Here is an 11654-nt window from a genome sequence, read left to right as displayed (position 1 = left end):
CGTTCGTCCAAGCTCTGACAGTGGCCGGGGACGGGCCGCCGGGACGATCATCAGGAAGCGAGCCGGATTTCGGCTCGTTTCTGGTTGTGCCGAGAGACAGGACGGACGCCACCCTGCCTATCGCTGAAAGTTGACCTGAATGCCGGCCTGGCCGGCCGGTTTTGTATGAGGAAGGTTCGGAGCTGATGCCGACGATCAACCAGCTGATCCGGAAGCCGCGCAAGGCGCCCGTAGAGCGCAACAAGGTGCCGGCGATGGAAGCCTGCCCGCAGAAGCGGGGCGTTTGCACGCGCGTCTACACCACGACGCCGAAGAAGCCGAACTCGGCGCTGCGCAAGGTCGCGCGCGTGCGGCTGACCAACGGTTTCGAAGTCACGAGCTACATCCCGGGCGAGGGCCACAACCTTCAGGAGCACTCGGTGGTGCTGATCCGCGGCGGCCGCGTGAAGGACCTGCCGGGCGTTCGCTACCACATCCTGCGCGGCGTGCTGGACACCCAGGGCGTCAAGGACCGTCGCCAGCGCCGTTCGAAGTACGGCGTCAAACGGCCGAAGTGATCGGGGAGTCCTAGGAAATGTCACGTCGTCACGCAGCCGAGAAGCGCGAGATCCTGCCCGACCCGATCCATGGCGATCTGGTCGTCTCGAAGTTCATGAACAACCTGATGTATCACGGCAAGAAGTCGGCCGCCGAGCGCATCGTCTACAACGCCTTCGAGCAGATCGAGGCGAAGGTGGGCCGCAGCCCGGTCGACATCTTCCACGAGGCGCTCGGCAACGCGCGGCCGGCGCTGGAAGTCCGGTCCCGCCGCGTCGGCGGTGCGACCTACCAGGTTCCCGTGGATGTCCGTCCCGAGCGCGCCCAGGCGCTGGCCATCCGCTGGCTGATCGATTCGGCCCGCAAGCGCTCCGAGAACACCATGACCGACCGGCTTGCCGGCGAGCTGATGGATGCGGCTTCAAATCGCGGCGGCGCCGTGAAGAAGCGTGAAGACACCCACCGGATGGCGGAGGCCAACAAGGCCTTCTCCCATTACCGCTGGTAACGGCCCGAAGCAGGAGAGCAGGACATGTCCCGCCAGACGCCCCTCAATCGCTACCGCAATATCGGCATCATGGCCCACATCGATGCCGGCAAGACGACCACGACTGAGCGCATCCTTTTCTACACCGGCCGTTCCCACAAGATCGGCGAGGTCCATGACGGCGCGGCCACCATGGACTGGATGGAGCAGGAGCAGGAGCGCGGCATCACCATCACGTCCGCGGCGACGACCTGCTTCTGGCGCGATCACCGCATCAACATCATCGACACCCCCGGCCACGTGGACTTCACCATCGAGGTCGAGCGTTCGCTGCGCGTGCTCGACGGCGCGGTCGCCGTCTATGACGCCGTCGCCGGCGTCGAGCCGCAGACGGAGACCGTCTGGCGCCAGGCCGACAAGTACCGCGTGCCGCGCATGTGCTTCGTTAACAAGATGGACCGCATGGGCGCCGACTTCTTCCGCTGCGTGCAGATGATGGAAGACCGGCTGGGCTGCGTGCCGATGCCGCTGCAGCTGCCGATCGGCGCCGAGTTGGATTTCATCGGCGTCATCGACCTGATCGAGATGCGCGCCATCGTCTGGAAGGACGAGAGCCTGGGCGCCGAGTTCGAGTACCGTGAGATCCCCGCCGACCTGGCCGACCAGGCCGCCGAGTACCGCGAAAAGTTGGTCGAGGCTGCCGTCGAGCAGGACGAGGACGCCATGATGGCGTACCTGGAGGGCGAGGAGCCGGCGGCCGACACGCTGCGCAAGCTGATCCGCCGCGCCACCCTGGCCAGCACCTTCGTGCCGGTCCTGCTGGGCACCGCGTTCAAGAACAAGGGCGTGCAGCCGCTGCTGGATGCCGTCGTCGATTACCTGCCGGCCCCGACGGACGTCGAGTCCATCGTCGGCCACAAGGTCGACGAGCCGGAAACCGAGATGATCCGGAAGTCGTCCGACGAGGAGCCCTTCTCGGCCCTGGCCTTCAAGATCATGACCGACCCGTTCGTCGGCTCGCTGACCTTCTGCCGCGTCTATTCCGGCCAGGTCGAAAGCGGTCAGTCGATCCTGAACTCGGTCAAGGGCAAGCGCGAGCGCATCGGCCGCATGCTGATGATGCACGCCAACGACCGCGAGGACGTGAAGGTCGCCATGGCCGGCGACATCATCGCCATCGCGGGCCTGAAGGACACCACGACCGGCGACACGCTGTGCGATCCGCTGAAGCCCGTCGTGCTGGAAGCCATGGAATTCCCGGATCCGGTCATCGAGATCGCGGTCGAGCCGAAGACCAAGGCCGACCACGAGAAGATGTCGATCGCCCTGGGCCGGCTGGCGCAGGAGGATCCGTCCTTCCGCGTCCATACCGACCAGGAGACCGGCCAGACGGTCATCAAGGGCATGGGCGAACTGCACCTCGACATCATCGTCGACCGCATGAAGCGCGAGTTCAAGGTCGAGGCCAATGTCGGTGCGCCGCAGGTTGCCTACCGCGAGACCCTGACCCGCGACACCGAGATCGACTACACTCACAAGAAGCAGACCGGCGGTTCGGGCCAGTTCGCCCGCGTGAAGATGATCCTCGGTCCGGGCGAGCCCGGTTCGGGCTTCACCTTCGAGAGCAAGATCGTCGGCGGCTCGGTGCCGAAGGAATACATCCCCGGCGTCGAGAAGGGCCTGCGGTCGGTCATAGACGCCGGCGTCCTGGCGGGCTTCCCGCTGATCGACGTCCGGGCCGAGCTGATCGATGGCGCGAGCCACGACGTCGACTCCTCGGTGCTGGCGTTCGAGATTGCCGCCCGTGCGGCGTTCCGCGAGGCGGCGCCGAAGGCCGGCGCCAAGCTGCTGGAGCCGATGATGGAAGTCGAGGTCGTCACCCCCGAGGAGTTCGTGGGCGACGTCATGGGCGACCTGAACAGCCGCCGCGGCCAGGTGCAGGGCTCCGAGCCCCGCGGCAACGCCACGGTCATCGACGCGCTGGTGCCGCTGGCCAACATGTTCGGCTACGTGAACACGCTGCGGTCCATGACCCAGGGCCGTGCGCAGTTCACCATGCAGTTCAGCCACTATGAGCAGGTGCCCCAGAGCATCTCCGACGAAGTCATCGCCAAGCTGGCGTGACGCGCGGAGACGGGTGCCGAGAGAGACAACAACAAGCCTGAAGCCGGAGAGAGAAGATGGCCAAGGAGAAGTTTGAGCGTACGAAGCCGCACTGCAACGTTGGCACGATCGGCCACGTTGACCATGGCAAGACGACGCTGACGGCAGCGATCACGATGGTGCTTGCCGAGACGGGCGGCGCGACCGCGAAGGGCTATGCCGAGATTGATGCGGCGCCGGAGGAGAAGGCGCGCGGCATCACGATCTCGACGGCGCATGTGGAGTACGAGACGGAGAACCGTCACTACGCCCACGTCGACTGCCCGGGCCATGCCGACTACGTGAAGAACATGATCACGGGCGCGGCGCAGATGGACGGCGCGATCCTGGTTGTGTCGGCGGCCGACGGCCCGATGCCGCAGACCCGCGAGCACATCCTGCTGGCGCGTCAGGTCGGCGTTCCGGCGCTGGTCGTGTTCATGAACAAGGTCGACCAGGTCGACGACGAGGAGCTGCTGGAGCTGGTCGAGCTTGAGGTTCGCGAGCTGCTGTCGTCCTACGAGTTCCCGGGCGACGACATTCCGATCGTGAAGGGTTCGGCACTGGCTGCGGTCGAGGGCACGAACGAGGAGATCGGCAAGAAGGCGATCCTGGAGCTGATGGCGGCGGTCGACGACTACATCCCGCAGCCGGAGCGTCCGAAGGACCAGGCGTTCCTGATGCCGATCGAGGACGTGTTCTCGATTTCGGGCCGCGGCACGGTTGTGACGGGCCGCGTTGAGCGTGGCGTGATCAAGGTTGGCGAGGAAGTCGAGATTGTCGGCATCCGCGACACCAAGAAGACGACCTGCACGGGCGTCGAGATGTTCCGCAAGCTGCTGGACCAGGGCGAGGCGGGCGACAACATCGGCGCGCTGCTGCGCGGTGTCGGCCGTGAGGATGTGGAGCGCGGTCAGGTCCTGGCGAAGCCGGGCTCGATCACGCCGCACACGAAGTTCAAGGCGGAGGCCTACATCCTGACGAAGGAAGAGGGCGGCCGTCACACGCCGTTCTTCGCGAACTACCGTCCGCAGTTCTATTTCCGGACGACGGACGTGACCGGCGTGATCGAACTGCCCGAGGGCACGGAGATGGTGATGCCGGGCGACAACATCGCGATGACGGTGGAACTGATCAACCCGATCGCCATGGACGAGGGCCTGCGCTTCGCCATCCGCGAAGGCGGCCGCACCGTCGGCGCCGGCGTCGTCGCATCCATCATCGAGTAACAGACAAAGAACCGGCTGCCGCCGGGTGAACCGGCGGCGGCCGTTTCCTTTCATTTCAAGGGAAGGGCGACATGGACAGTCAGAATATCCGGATCAGGCTGAAGGCCTTCGATCATCGGGTGCTGGACCAGTCGACGAGCGAGATCGTCAACACCGCCAAGCGGACGGGCGCCCAGGTCCGTGGGCCCATCCCGCTGCCGACGCGCATCGAGAAGTACACGGTGCTGCGCTCGCCGCACATCGACAAGAAGTCGCGCGAGCAGTTCGAGATCCGCACGCACAAGCGTCTGCTGGATATCGTCGAGCCGACGCCGCAGACGGTTGACGCGCTGATGAAGCTCGATCTGGCCGCCGGCGTCGACGTCGAGATCAAGCTCTGAGCCGGGGGTAGAGGTCGATGAGAACCGGTCTAATTGCACGCAAGCTGGGCATGACCCGCGTCTTCGGTGACGCGGGCGAGCATGTGCCGGTGACGGTGCTGCAGATTGACGGCTGCCAGGTGGTTGCCCACCGCACGGCCGACAGGGACGGCTATGACGCGCTGCAGCTTGGCGCGGGTCAGGCCAAGGTGAAGAACGTGAACAAGCCGATGCGCGGCCATTTCGCCAAGGCCGAGGTCGAGCCGAAGATGAAGCTGGCCGAGTTCCGCGTGGCCGGCGACGCCTTCGTCGATGTCGGCGCCGAGCTGCTGCCCTCGCATTTCATTGCGGGCCAGCGGATCGACGTGGTCGGCACCTCGATCGGCAAGGGCTTCGCGGGCGCCATGAAGCGGCACAACTTCGGCGGCCTGCGCGCCAGCCACGGCGTGTCGATCTCGCACCGCGCCCACGGCTCCACCGGCCAGTGCCAGGATCCGGGCAAGGTGTTCAAGGGCAAGAAGATGGCCGGCCACCTGGGCGACGTCCGCGTGACCGTCCAGAACCTGACCATCGTCCGCACCGATGACGAGAAGGGCATCGTGCTGGTTGAGGGCGGTGTGCCCGGCGCGAAGGGCGCCTGGGTCCTGCTGCGCGACGCGGTGAAGAAGGCCAGTGTCAAGGATGCGCCGTATCCGGCCTCCATCCGCGAGACGGCTGCGCCGGCGCCGGCCGAGGAAGAAGCCCCGGCGGACGAGCCGGAAGTCGAAGCCGCCGAGGCGACCGAAGCCGAGGCCGAGGCCCCGGCTGCCGAGACGGAGGACAAGTGACCATGCAGGCGAAGGTCATCAATCTCGACAATGCCGAGGCCGGCGATATCGAGCTGAACGACGCCATTTTCGGTCTGGAGCCGCGCGCGGACATCCTGCACCGGATGGTCAACTACCAGCTCGCCAAGCGCCGTGCCGGGACCCACAAGGTCAAGAACCGGAACGAAGTCGACCGCACCGGCGCGAAGCCCTTCAACCAGAAGGGCACCGGCCGTGCGCGTCAGGGCTCCTGGAAGGCCCCGAACCATCGTGGCGGCGGTGTCGCCCATGGTCCGCAGGTGCGCAGCCACGCCCATGATCTGCCGAAGAAGATGCGGCGTCTGGCCCTGCTTCACGCCCTGTCGTCCAAGGCGGCCGATTCCAAGCTGATCGTGCTGGATCAGGCCTCCGTCGAGGAGGCCAAGACCGGCCCGCTGGCGAAGAAGCTGAAGGGCATGGGGCTGAGCTCCGCCCTGATCGTGGACGGCGCCGAGCTGAACGAGAACTTCGCCCGTGCGGCCCGGAACATTCCGCTGATCGACGTGCTGCCCTGCCAGGGCGCCAACGTCTATGACATCCTGCGCCGCGAGCACCTGGTGCTGACGCGCGCAGCTGTAGAAGCGCTGGAGGCGCGCCTCGGATGAGCCTGGAACGCCATTACAACGTCATTCTGAGCCCGGTGATCACCGAGAAGTCGACCCTGCTTTCGGAGCACAACCAGGTCGTCTTCCGCGTGGCCACCGATGCGACCAAGCCGGAGATCAAGGCGGCGGTCGAGACCCTGTTCAAGGTCGAGGTTTCGGCGGTGAACACCATGGTCGTGAAGGGCAAGACGAAGCGGTTCAGGGGCCGGCCCGGCCGCCGTCCGGACGTGAAGAAGGCCATCGTCACCCTTGGCGAAGGCCACACCATCGACGTGACTACGGGACTGTAAGATCATGGCGCTGAAGACCTACAAACCGACGACCCCGTCGCGGCGCAATCTGGTGACCGTCGACCGCTCGCAGCTGCACAAGGGCGGGCCGGTCAAGTCGCTGACCGAGGGCCTGACGAAGTCCGGCGGCCGCAACAACACCGGCCGGATCACCGCCCGTCGCATCGGCGGCGGCCACAAGCGCCGCTACCGTGTCGTCGACTTCAAGCGGAACAAGCAGGACGTCGCCGCGACCGTCCAGCGTCTGGAGTACGATCCGAACCGGACCGCCTTCATCGCGCTGATCGAGTACGAGGACGGCGAACTGGCCTATATCCTGGCGCCGCAGCGTCTCGGCGTCGGCGACAAGGTGCTTTCGGGCGACCGTTGCGACATCAAGCCGGGCAACGCCATGCCGCTGCGCAACATGCCGGTCGGCACGATCGTCCACAATGTCGAGCTGAAGATCGGCAAGGGCGGGCAGATCGCCCGCTCCGCCGGTACCTACGCACAGCTGATCGGCAAGGACTCGGGCTACGCGCAGCTTCGTCTGTCCTCGGGCGAGCAGCGCATGGTGCGTGGCGAGTGCATGGCCACCGTCGGCGCCGTCAGCAACCCCGACCAGTCCAACATCAAGCTGGGCAAGGCCGGCCGCAAGCGCTGGCAGGGCAAGCGCCCGTCGGTCCGCGGCGTCGCGATGAACCCGGTCGATCATCCGCATGGCGGCGGCGAAGGCCGCACCTCGGGCGGCCGTCATCCGGTGACCCCGTGGGGCAAGCCGACCAAGGGCGCCCGGACGCGTCGCAACAAGTCCGGCGACAAGCTGATCATGCGCAGCCGCCACAAGCGGTAGGGCGCGAAGTTTTGAACGCGCCGCGGGCCAGGGGCCTGCGGCATAGGGAAGGGAAGATCGAACCGTGGCACGCTCAGTTTGGAAAGGGCCGTTCGTCGACGGCTATCTGCTGAAGAAGGCCGAGGCGGCGCGGGAGTCGGGGCGCAAGGACGTGATCAAGATCTGGTCGCGCCGCTCCACCATCCTGCCGCAGTTCGTCGGGCTGACGTTTGGCGTCTACAACGGCCAGAAGCACGTCCCCGTGCTGGTGTCGGAAGAGATGGTGGGCCACAAGTTCGGCGAGTTCTCGCCGTCCCGGACCTACTACGGCCATGCCGCCGACAAGAAGGCCAAGAGGAGGTAAGCCGTTGGGCAAGGAAGCGAGAGAACGCGCCCTGGGCGACAACGAAGCGAAGGCCGTCGCGCGCAACCTGCGCGTCAGCCCTCAGAAGCTGAATCTGGTGGCAGAGACCATCCGCGGTCACAAGGTCGAGGATGCGCTGGTGAAGCTGAGCTTCAACAACCGCCGCATCGCGCACGACGTGAAGAAGGTGCTGCAGAGCGCCATCGCCAACGCCGAGAACAACCATCAGCTAGATCCTGATCTGCTGGTGGTCAAGGAAGCCTATGTCGGCAAGGGCCTGGTGATGAAGCGCTGGCGCGCCCGCGCCCGCGGCCGGATCGGCCGGATCATGAAACCCTTCAGCCATCTGACCGTGGTCGTGGCTGAAGTCGAGGAGGCGAACTGATGGGTCAGAAGGTCAATCCGATCGGCCTGCGTCTGGGCATCAACCGGACCTGGGATTCGCGCTGGTACGCCGAGAGGGGCAACTACGCGGGTCTGCTGGACGAGGATCTGAAGATCCGCGACTACCTGTTCGACAAGCTGTCGGGCGCCGGCGTGTCGCGCATCGTCATCGAGCGGCCGGCGAAGAAGGCCCGCATCACCATCCACTCGGCGCGTCCGGGCGTGGTGATCGGCCAGCAAGGGCGCCGACATCGAGAAGCTTCGCCAGGACCTGTCGAAGATGACGACGTCGGAAGTCGCGGTGAACATCGTCGAGATCCGCAAGCCCGAGATCGACGCCAAGCTGGTGGCCGAGAACATCGCCCAGCAGCTGGAGCGCCGCGTCGCCTTCCGCCGCGCCATGAAGCGCGCGGTGCAGAACGCCATGCGTCTCGGCGCCCAGGGCATCCGCATCAACTGCGGCGGCCGTCTGGGCGGTGCGGAAATTGCCCGCACCGAGTGGTACCGCGAGGGCCGCGTGCCGCTGCACACGCTGCGCGCGGACATCGACTACGGCACCGCCACGGCGAAGACCGCCTATGGCGCGATCGGAATCAAGGTCTGGGTCTTCAAGGGCGAAATCATGGCCCACGATCCGCTGGCCCAGGACAAGCGGGCGCAGGAGCAGCAGAGCTCCGGCGGCCGCGGCTGACACGACAGAAGCTGAGGCAGAACGATGCTGCAACCGAAACGGACGAAATTCCGCAAGGCGCACAAGGGCCGCATCCACGGCAACGCCAAGGGCGGCACCACGCTGAACTTCGGCGCCTTCGGCATGAAGGCCCAGCAGCCGGGCCGCGTGACCGCGCGCCAGATCGAGGCCGCTCGCCGCGCCATCACGCGTCACATCAAGCGTGCCGGCCGCGTGTGGATCCGCGTCTTCCCGGACGTCCCGGTTTCCAAGAAGCCGACCGAAGTCCGCATGGGCAAGGGCAAGGGCTCGCCGGAATACTGGGTCTGCCGGGTGAAGCCGGGCCGGATCATGTTCGAGCTTGACGGTGTGCCGAACGAACTGGCCGCCGAGGCGTTCGAGCGTGCGGCGGCGAAGCTGCCGATCAAGGTGAAGATGGTCAGCCGTTATGCAGGGGACAACTGATATGGCCGCTGTCGAGGAATTCCGGGCGAAGTCCCAGGACGAGCTGAGCGAGAGCCTGGTCGACCTGAAGAAGGAGCAGTTCAACCTGCGCTTTCAGCGGGCGACGGGCCAGGTCGAGAACACGTCCCGCATCCGCGAGGTGCGCCGCGACATCGCGCGTATCAAGACGGTGCTGAACGAGCGGGCGAAGGGAGCCTGACACTATGCCGAAGCGCATCATGCAGGGCGTCGTCGTCAGCGACGCCAACGACAAGACGGTGGTGGTCCGGGTGGAGCGTCGCGTGCGGCATCCGCTGTACAAGAAGTTCATCCGCCTCTCGAAGAAGATTCATGCCCACGATCCGGAGAACAGCTGCAAGGCCGGCGAAACGGTCCGCGTGATCGAATGCGCGCCGATCTCCAAGCTGAAGCGTTGGGAAATCATGAAGGAAGTCGGCTGATCCGTCTCCGGATCGGTCGTGGGTAGCAGGACAGGAGTAGTCCGATGATTCAGATGCAAACCAACCTGGACGTAGCCGACAACTCGGGCGCGCGCCGGGTGCAGTGCATCAAGGTGCTCGGCGGCTCGAAGCGCAAGGTGGCCGGCGTAGGCGACGTGATCGTCGTCTCCGTCAAGGAAGCCATCCCGCGGGGCCGCGTGAAGAAGGGCGACGTGATGCGCGCGGTGATCGTCCGCACGGCGAAGGAAGTTTCCCGTGGCGACGGCACCTCGATCCGTTTCGACCGCAATGCCGCGGTGCTGATCAACAAGCAGAACGAGCCGATCGGCACCCGCATCTTCGGCCCCGTCACCCGCGAGCTTCGCGGCAAGGGCTACATGAAGATCATCTCTCTGGCGCCGGAGGTGCTTTGAGCATGTCTGAGAAGTTCAAGGTCAAGAAGGGCGACAAGGTCGTCGTCCTGGCCGGCCGCGACAAGGGCCGCAAGGGCGAGGTGCTCCGTGTGCTTCGCGACGAGCGCCGGGTCGTGGTTGCCGGCGTGAACATGATCAAGCGGCATCAGCGCCCGGGCGCCGGCAATCCCGGCGGCATCATCGAGCGCGAGGCCGCGATCCACATTTCCAACGTCGCCCATGAGGACCCGAAGGACGGCGCGCCCACCCGCGTCGGCTTCAAGACCCTCGAGGATGGCCGCAAGGTGCGTTTCGCCAAGCGGTCCGGCGAAATCATTGACGTCTGAGGAGCGGAAAATGGCTCAGCCCAGACTGAAAGAGCACTACGAGAGCACGATCGTTCCCCAGCTGAAGGAGCGCTTCGGCTACACGAACGTGATGCAGACGCCGAAGCTGGAGAAGATCGTCCTGAACATCGGCGTCGGCGAGGCGGTCGGCGATTCCAAGAAGGTCCAGGCGGCGTTCGAGGATCTGACCAAAATCGCCGGCCAGAAGCCGGTGATCACAAAGGCGCGGAAGTCCATCGCGACGTTCAAGCTGCGCGACGGCATGCCGATCGGCGTGAAGGTCACGCTGCGCGCCACTCGCATGTACGAGTTCCTGGACCGTCTGGTCACCATCGCGCTGCCGCGCGTACGTGACTTCCGCGGTGTGAACCCGAAGAGCTTCGACGGCAATGGCAACTACGCCATGGGCCTGAAGGAGCAGATCGTGTTCCCGGAAATCAACTACGACCAGGTCGACGAGATCCGCGGCATGGACATCATCATCTGCACGACGGCGAAGACCGACGACGAAGCGCGCGAGCTGCTTGCCGGTTTCAACATGCCGTTCACGAAGCAGGGGAGCTGATCGGATGGCTAAGAAGAGTGCGATCGAGAAGAACAAGAAGCGCGAGCGTCTTGTGAAGAAGTATGCCGCCAAGCGCGACGCGCTGCGGGCGATCTCGAAGGACGAATCGATGTCGATGGAGGAGCGGTTCGCCGCCCGCCTGAAGCTGGCCGAGCTGCCCCGCAATTCGGCGCCGAGCCGCCTGCACAACCGCTGCAACGTGACCGGCCGTCCGCACGCCTATTACCGCAAGCTGGGTATTTCCCGTATTGCGCTCCGCGAACTGGGCTCCGAGGGCAAGATCCCCGGCCTGGTGAAGTCGAGCTGGTAAGGAGAAGAGCGCCATGTCGTTTTCTGATCCCATCGGAGACATGCTGACCCGAATCCGCAACGGCCAGATGGCCCGCAAGGATTCGATCCGCACCCCGGCCTCGAAGTTCCGCGCCAGCGTGCTCGAGGTTCTGAAGCGCGAAGGTTACATTCGCGACTTCCACGATGATGTGAACGAGCGCGGTCACCCCGAGATCGTGATCGAGCTCAAGTACTATGAAGGCACGCCGGTCATCTCGACCATCAAGCGCGTCTCCAAGCCGGGCCGCCGCGTCTATTCCAAGATCGCGGACCTGGGCAAGGTCGCCAACGGCCTCGGCATCTCGGTCCTGTCCACGCCGCGCGGCGTGCTGTCGGACGCCGAGGCGCGCGAGCAGAAGGTCGGCGGCGAAGTACTCTGCGAGGTGTTCTGA

The 11654-nt window shown here is 65.5% G+C and carries 19 protein-coding genes and 1 pseudogene; all 20 read left to right on the top strand.

The genetic code is table 11. The features are described 5' to 3' along the window. Window positions 1-185 precede the first annotated feature (185 nt). The 20 genes and pseudogenes from rpsL (at window position 186) to rpsH (ending at window position 11654) form a co-directional block, all read left to right on the top strand. Complete coding sequence (gene rpsL, locus ACMVY4_RS00665; protein ID WP_416898291.1) at window positions 186-557, top strand: 30S ribosomal protein S12; 372 nt, start codon at window positions 186-188, stop codon at window positions 555-557. 17 nt (window positions 558-574) lie between these two features. After that, window positions 575-1045: a 30S ribosomal protein S7 gene (gene rpsG / locus ACMVY4_RS00660; RefSeq protein ID WP_416898290.1), complete on the top strand. Its 471-nt coding sequence runs from the start codon at window positions 575-577 to the stop codon at window positions 1043-1045. A gap of 24 nt (window positions 1046-1069) precedes the next feature. Then, a complete protein-coding gene (gene fusA / locus ACMVY4_RS00655) occupies window positions 1070-3148 on the top strand; it encodes an elongation factor G (protein ID WP_416898289.1) in 2079 nt (692 codons plus the stop codon). Window positions 3149-3204: 56 nt separating this feature from the next. Further along, window positions 3205-4395 carry an elongation factor Tu gene (tuf, locus tag ACMVY4_RS00650; protein WP_416898288.1) on the top strand — a complete coding sequence of 397 codons (1191 nt, stop codon included), beginning with the start codon at window positions 3205-3207 and terminating at the stop codon, window positions 4393-4395. Between the two features lie 71 nt (window positions 4396-4466). Next, window positions 4467-4775 carry a 30S ribosomal protein S10 gene (rpsJ, locus tag ACMVY4_RS00645; RefSeq protein WP_416898287.1) on the top strand — a complete coding sequence of 103 codons (309 nt, stop codon included), beginning with the start codon at window positions 4467-4469 and terminating at the stop codon, window positions 4773-4775. A gap of 17 nt (window positions 4776-4792) precedes the next feature. Continuing rightward, complete coding sequence (gene rplC / locus ACMVY4_RS00640) at window positions 4793-5581, top strand: 50S ribosomal protein L3 (RefSeq protein ID WP_416898286.1); 789 nt, start codon at window positions 4793-4795, stop codon at window positions 5579-5581. Between the two features lie 2 nt (window positions 5582-5583). After that, on the top strand, window positions 5584-6204 hold the full coding sequence (gene rplD, locus ACMVY4_RS00635; protein WP_416898285.1) for a 50S ribosomal protein L4: 621 nt from the start codon (window positions 5584-5586) through the stop codon (window positions 6202-6204). After that, complete coding sequence (locus ACMVY4_RS00630) at window positions 6201-6494, top strand: 50S ribosomal protein L23 (RefSeq protein WP_416898284.1); 294 nt, start codon at window positions 6201-6203, stop codon at window positions 6492-6494. The genes rplD and ACMVY4_RS00630 overlap by 4 nt, the downstream gene beginning before the upstream one ends. A 4-nt stretch (window positions 6495-6498) precedes the next feature. After that, window positions 6499-7326, top strand: a complete 828-nt coding sequence (rplB, locus tag ACMVY4_RS00625) for a 50S ribosomal protein L2 (RefSeq protein ID WP_416898283.1) — start codon at window positions 6499-6501, stop codon at window positions 7324-7326. 64 nt (window positions 7327-7390) lie between these two features. After that, the gene (gene rpsS / locus ACMVY4_RS00620; protein WP_416898282.1) at window positions 7391-7669 is read left to right on the top strand and encodes a 30S ribosomal protein S19; all 279 of its coding nucleotides are present in this window, start codon (window positions 7391-7393) and stop codon (window positions 7667-7669) included. 4 nt (window positions 7670-7673) lie between these two features. Then, the gene (gene rplV / locus ACMVY4_RS00615) at window positions 7674-8054 is read left to right on the top strand and encodes a 50S ribosomal protein L22 (RefSeq protein WP_416898281.1); all 381 of its coding nucleotides are present in this window, start codon (window positions 7674-7676) and stop codon (window positions 8052-8054) included. Continuing rightward, window positions 8054-8744: pseudogene (gene rpsC / locus ACMVY4_RS00610) on the top strand (30S ribosomal protein S3). Before rplV ends, rpsC begins: the two are co-directional and overlap by 1 nt. 24 nt (window positions 8745-8768) lie before the next feature. Continuing rightward, entirely contained in the window at window positions 8769-9188 is a 420-nt protein-coding gene (rplP, locus tag ACMVY4_RS00605) for a 50S ribosomal protein L16 (RefSeq protein WP_416898280.1), read from the top strand. Between the two features lies 1 nt (window position 9189). Further along, on the top strand, window positions 9190-9387 hold the full coding sequence (gene rpmC / locus ACMVY4_RS00600) for a 50S ribosomal protein L29 (RefSeq protein ID WP_416898279.1): 198 nt from the start codon (window positions 9190-9192) through the stop codon (window positions 9385-9387). Window positions 9388-9391: 4 nt separating this feature from the next. Beyond that, window positions 9392-9628, top strand: coding sequence for a 30S ribosomal protein S17 (gene rpsQ / locus ACMVY4_RS00595; RefSeq protein WP_416898278.1), 237 nt, complete (start codon window positions 9392-9394; stop codon window positions 9626-9628). A 44-nt stretch (window positions 9629-9672) separates the two neighbouring features. Beyond that, window positions 9673-10041 (top strand): 50S ribosomal protein L14, encoded by a 369-nt coding sequence (gene rplN, locus ACMVY4_RS00590; RefSeq protein WP_416898277.1) that lies wholly within the window; start codon window positions 9673-9675, stop codon window positions 10039-10041. 2 nt (window positions 10042-10043) lie between these two features. Further along, complete coding sequence (gene rplX, locus ACMVY4_RS00585; RefSeq protein WP_416898276.1) at window positions 10044-10367, top strand: 50S ribosomal protein L24; 324 nt, start codon at window positions 10044-10046, stop codon at window positions 10365-10367. Window positions 10368-10377: 10 nt separating this feature from the next. Further along, the gene (rplE, locus tag ACMVY4_RS00580; protein WP_416898275.1) at window positions 10378-10932 is read left to right on the top strand and encodes a 50S ribosomal protein L5; all 555 of its coding nucleotides are present in this window, start codon (window positions 10378-10380) and stop codon (window positions 10930-10932) included. Window positions 10933-10936: 4 nt separating this feature from the next. After that, the gene (gene rpsN, locus ACMVY4_RS00575) at window positions 10937-11242 is read left to right on the top strand and encodes a 30S ribosomal protein S14 (RefSeq protein WP_416898274.1); all 306 of its coding nucleotides are present in this window, start codon (window positions 10937-10939) and stop codon (window positions 11240-11242) included. A gap of 13 nt (window positions 11243-11255) precedes the next feature. Next, window positions 11256-11654, top strand: a complete 399-nt coding sequence (rpsH, locus tag ACMVY4_RS00570) for a 30S ribosomal protein S8 (RefSeq protein ID WP_416898273.1) — start codon at window positions 11256-11258, stop codon at window positions 11652-11654.

Source organism: Minwuia sp., assembly GCF_048007105.1.
In the GTDB taxonomy this organism is placed as follows: Bacteria; Pseudomonadota; Alphaproteobacteria; order Minwuiales; family Minwuiaceae; genus Minwuia.
The sequence above is the reverse complement of the archived record's forward strand: the minus strand, read 5'-3'. Positions and strand labels throughout refer to the sequence as shown.

What these genes read in the sequence shown, in the direction of transcription:
- rpsL (WP_416898291.1), top strand. Translation starts at nt 186, where the DNA reads ATGCCGACGATCAACCAGCTGATCCGGAAGCCGCGCAAGGCGCCCGTA.
- rpsG (WP_416898290.1), top strand. Translation starts at nt 575, where the DNA reads ATGTCACGTCGTCACGCAGCCGAGAAGCGCGAGATCCTGCCCGACCCG.
- fusA (WP_416898289.1), top strand. Translation starts at nt 1,070, where the DNA reads ATGTCCCGCCAGACGCCCCTCAATCGCTACCGCAATATCGGCATCATG.
- tuf (WP_416898288.1), top strand. Translation starts at nt 3,205, where the DNA reads ATGGCCAAGGAGAAGTTTGAGCGTACGAAGCCGCACTGCAACGTTGGC.
- rpsJ (WP_416898287.1), top strand. Translation starts at nt 4,467, where the DNA reads ATGGACAGTCAGAATATCCGGATCAGGCTGAAGGCCTTCGATCATCGG.
- rplC (WP_416898286.1), top strand. Translation starts at nt 4,793, where the DNA reads ATGAGAACCGGTCTAATTGCACGCAAGCTGGGCATGACCCGCGTCTTC.
- rplD (WP_416898285.1), top strand. Translation starts at nt 5,584, where the DNA reads ATGCAGGCGAAGGTCATCAATCTCGACAATGCCGAGGCCGGCGATATC.
- ACMVY4_RS00630 (WP_416898284.1), top strand. Translation starts at nt 6,201, where the DNA reads ATGAGCCTGGAACGCCATTACAACGTCATTCTGAGCCCGGTGATCACC.
- rplB (WP_416898283.1), top strand. Translation starts at nt 6,499, where the DNA reads ATGGCGCTGAAGACCTACAAACCGACGACCCCGTCGCGGCGCAATCTG.
- rplP (WP_416898280.1), top strand. Translation starts at nt 8,769, where the DNA reads ATGCTGCAACCGAAACGGACGAAATTCCGCAAGGCGCACAAGGGCCGC.
- rpmC (WP_416898279.1), top strand. Translation starts at nt 9,190, where the DNA reads ATGGCCGCTGTCGAGGAATTCCGGGCGAAGTCCCAGGACGAGCTGAGC.
- rpsQ (WP_416898278.1), top strand. Translation starts at nt 9,392, where the DNA reads ATGCCGAAGCGCATCATGCAGGGCGTCGTCGTCAGCGACGCCAACGAC.
- rplN (WP_416898277.1), top strand. Translation starts at nt 9,673, where the DNA reads ATGATTCAGATGCAAACCAACCTGGACGTAGCCGACAACTCGGGCGCG.
- rplX (WP_416898276.1), top strand. Translation starts at nt 10,044, where the DNA reads ATGTCTGAGAAGTTCAAGGTCAAGAAGGGCGACAAGGTCGTCGTCCTG.
- rplE (WP_416898275.1), top strand. Translation starts at nt 10,378, where the DNA reads ATGGCTCAGCCCAGACTGAAAGAGCACTACGAGAGCACGATCGTTCCC.
- rpsN (WP_416898274.1), top strand. Translation starts at nt 10,937, where the DNA reads ATGGCTAAGAAGAGTGCGATCGAGAAGAACAAGAAGCGCGAGCGTCTT.
- rpsH (WP_416898273.1), top strand. Translation starts at nt 11,256, where the DNA reads ATGTCGTTTTCTGATCCCATCGGAGACATGCTGACCCGAATCCGCAAC.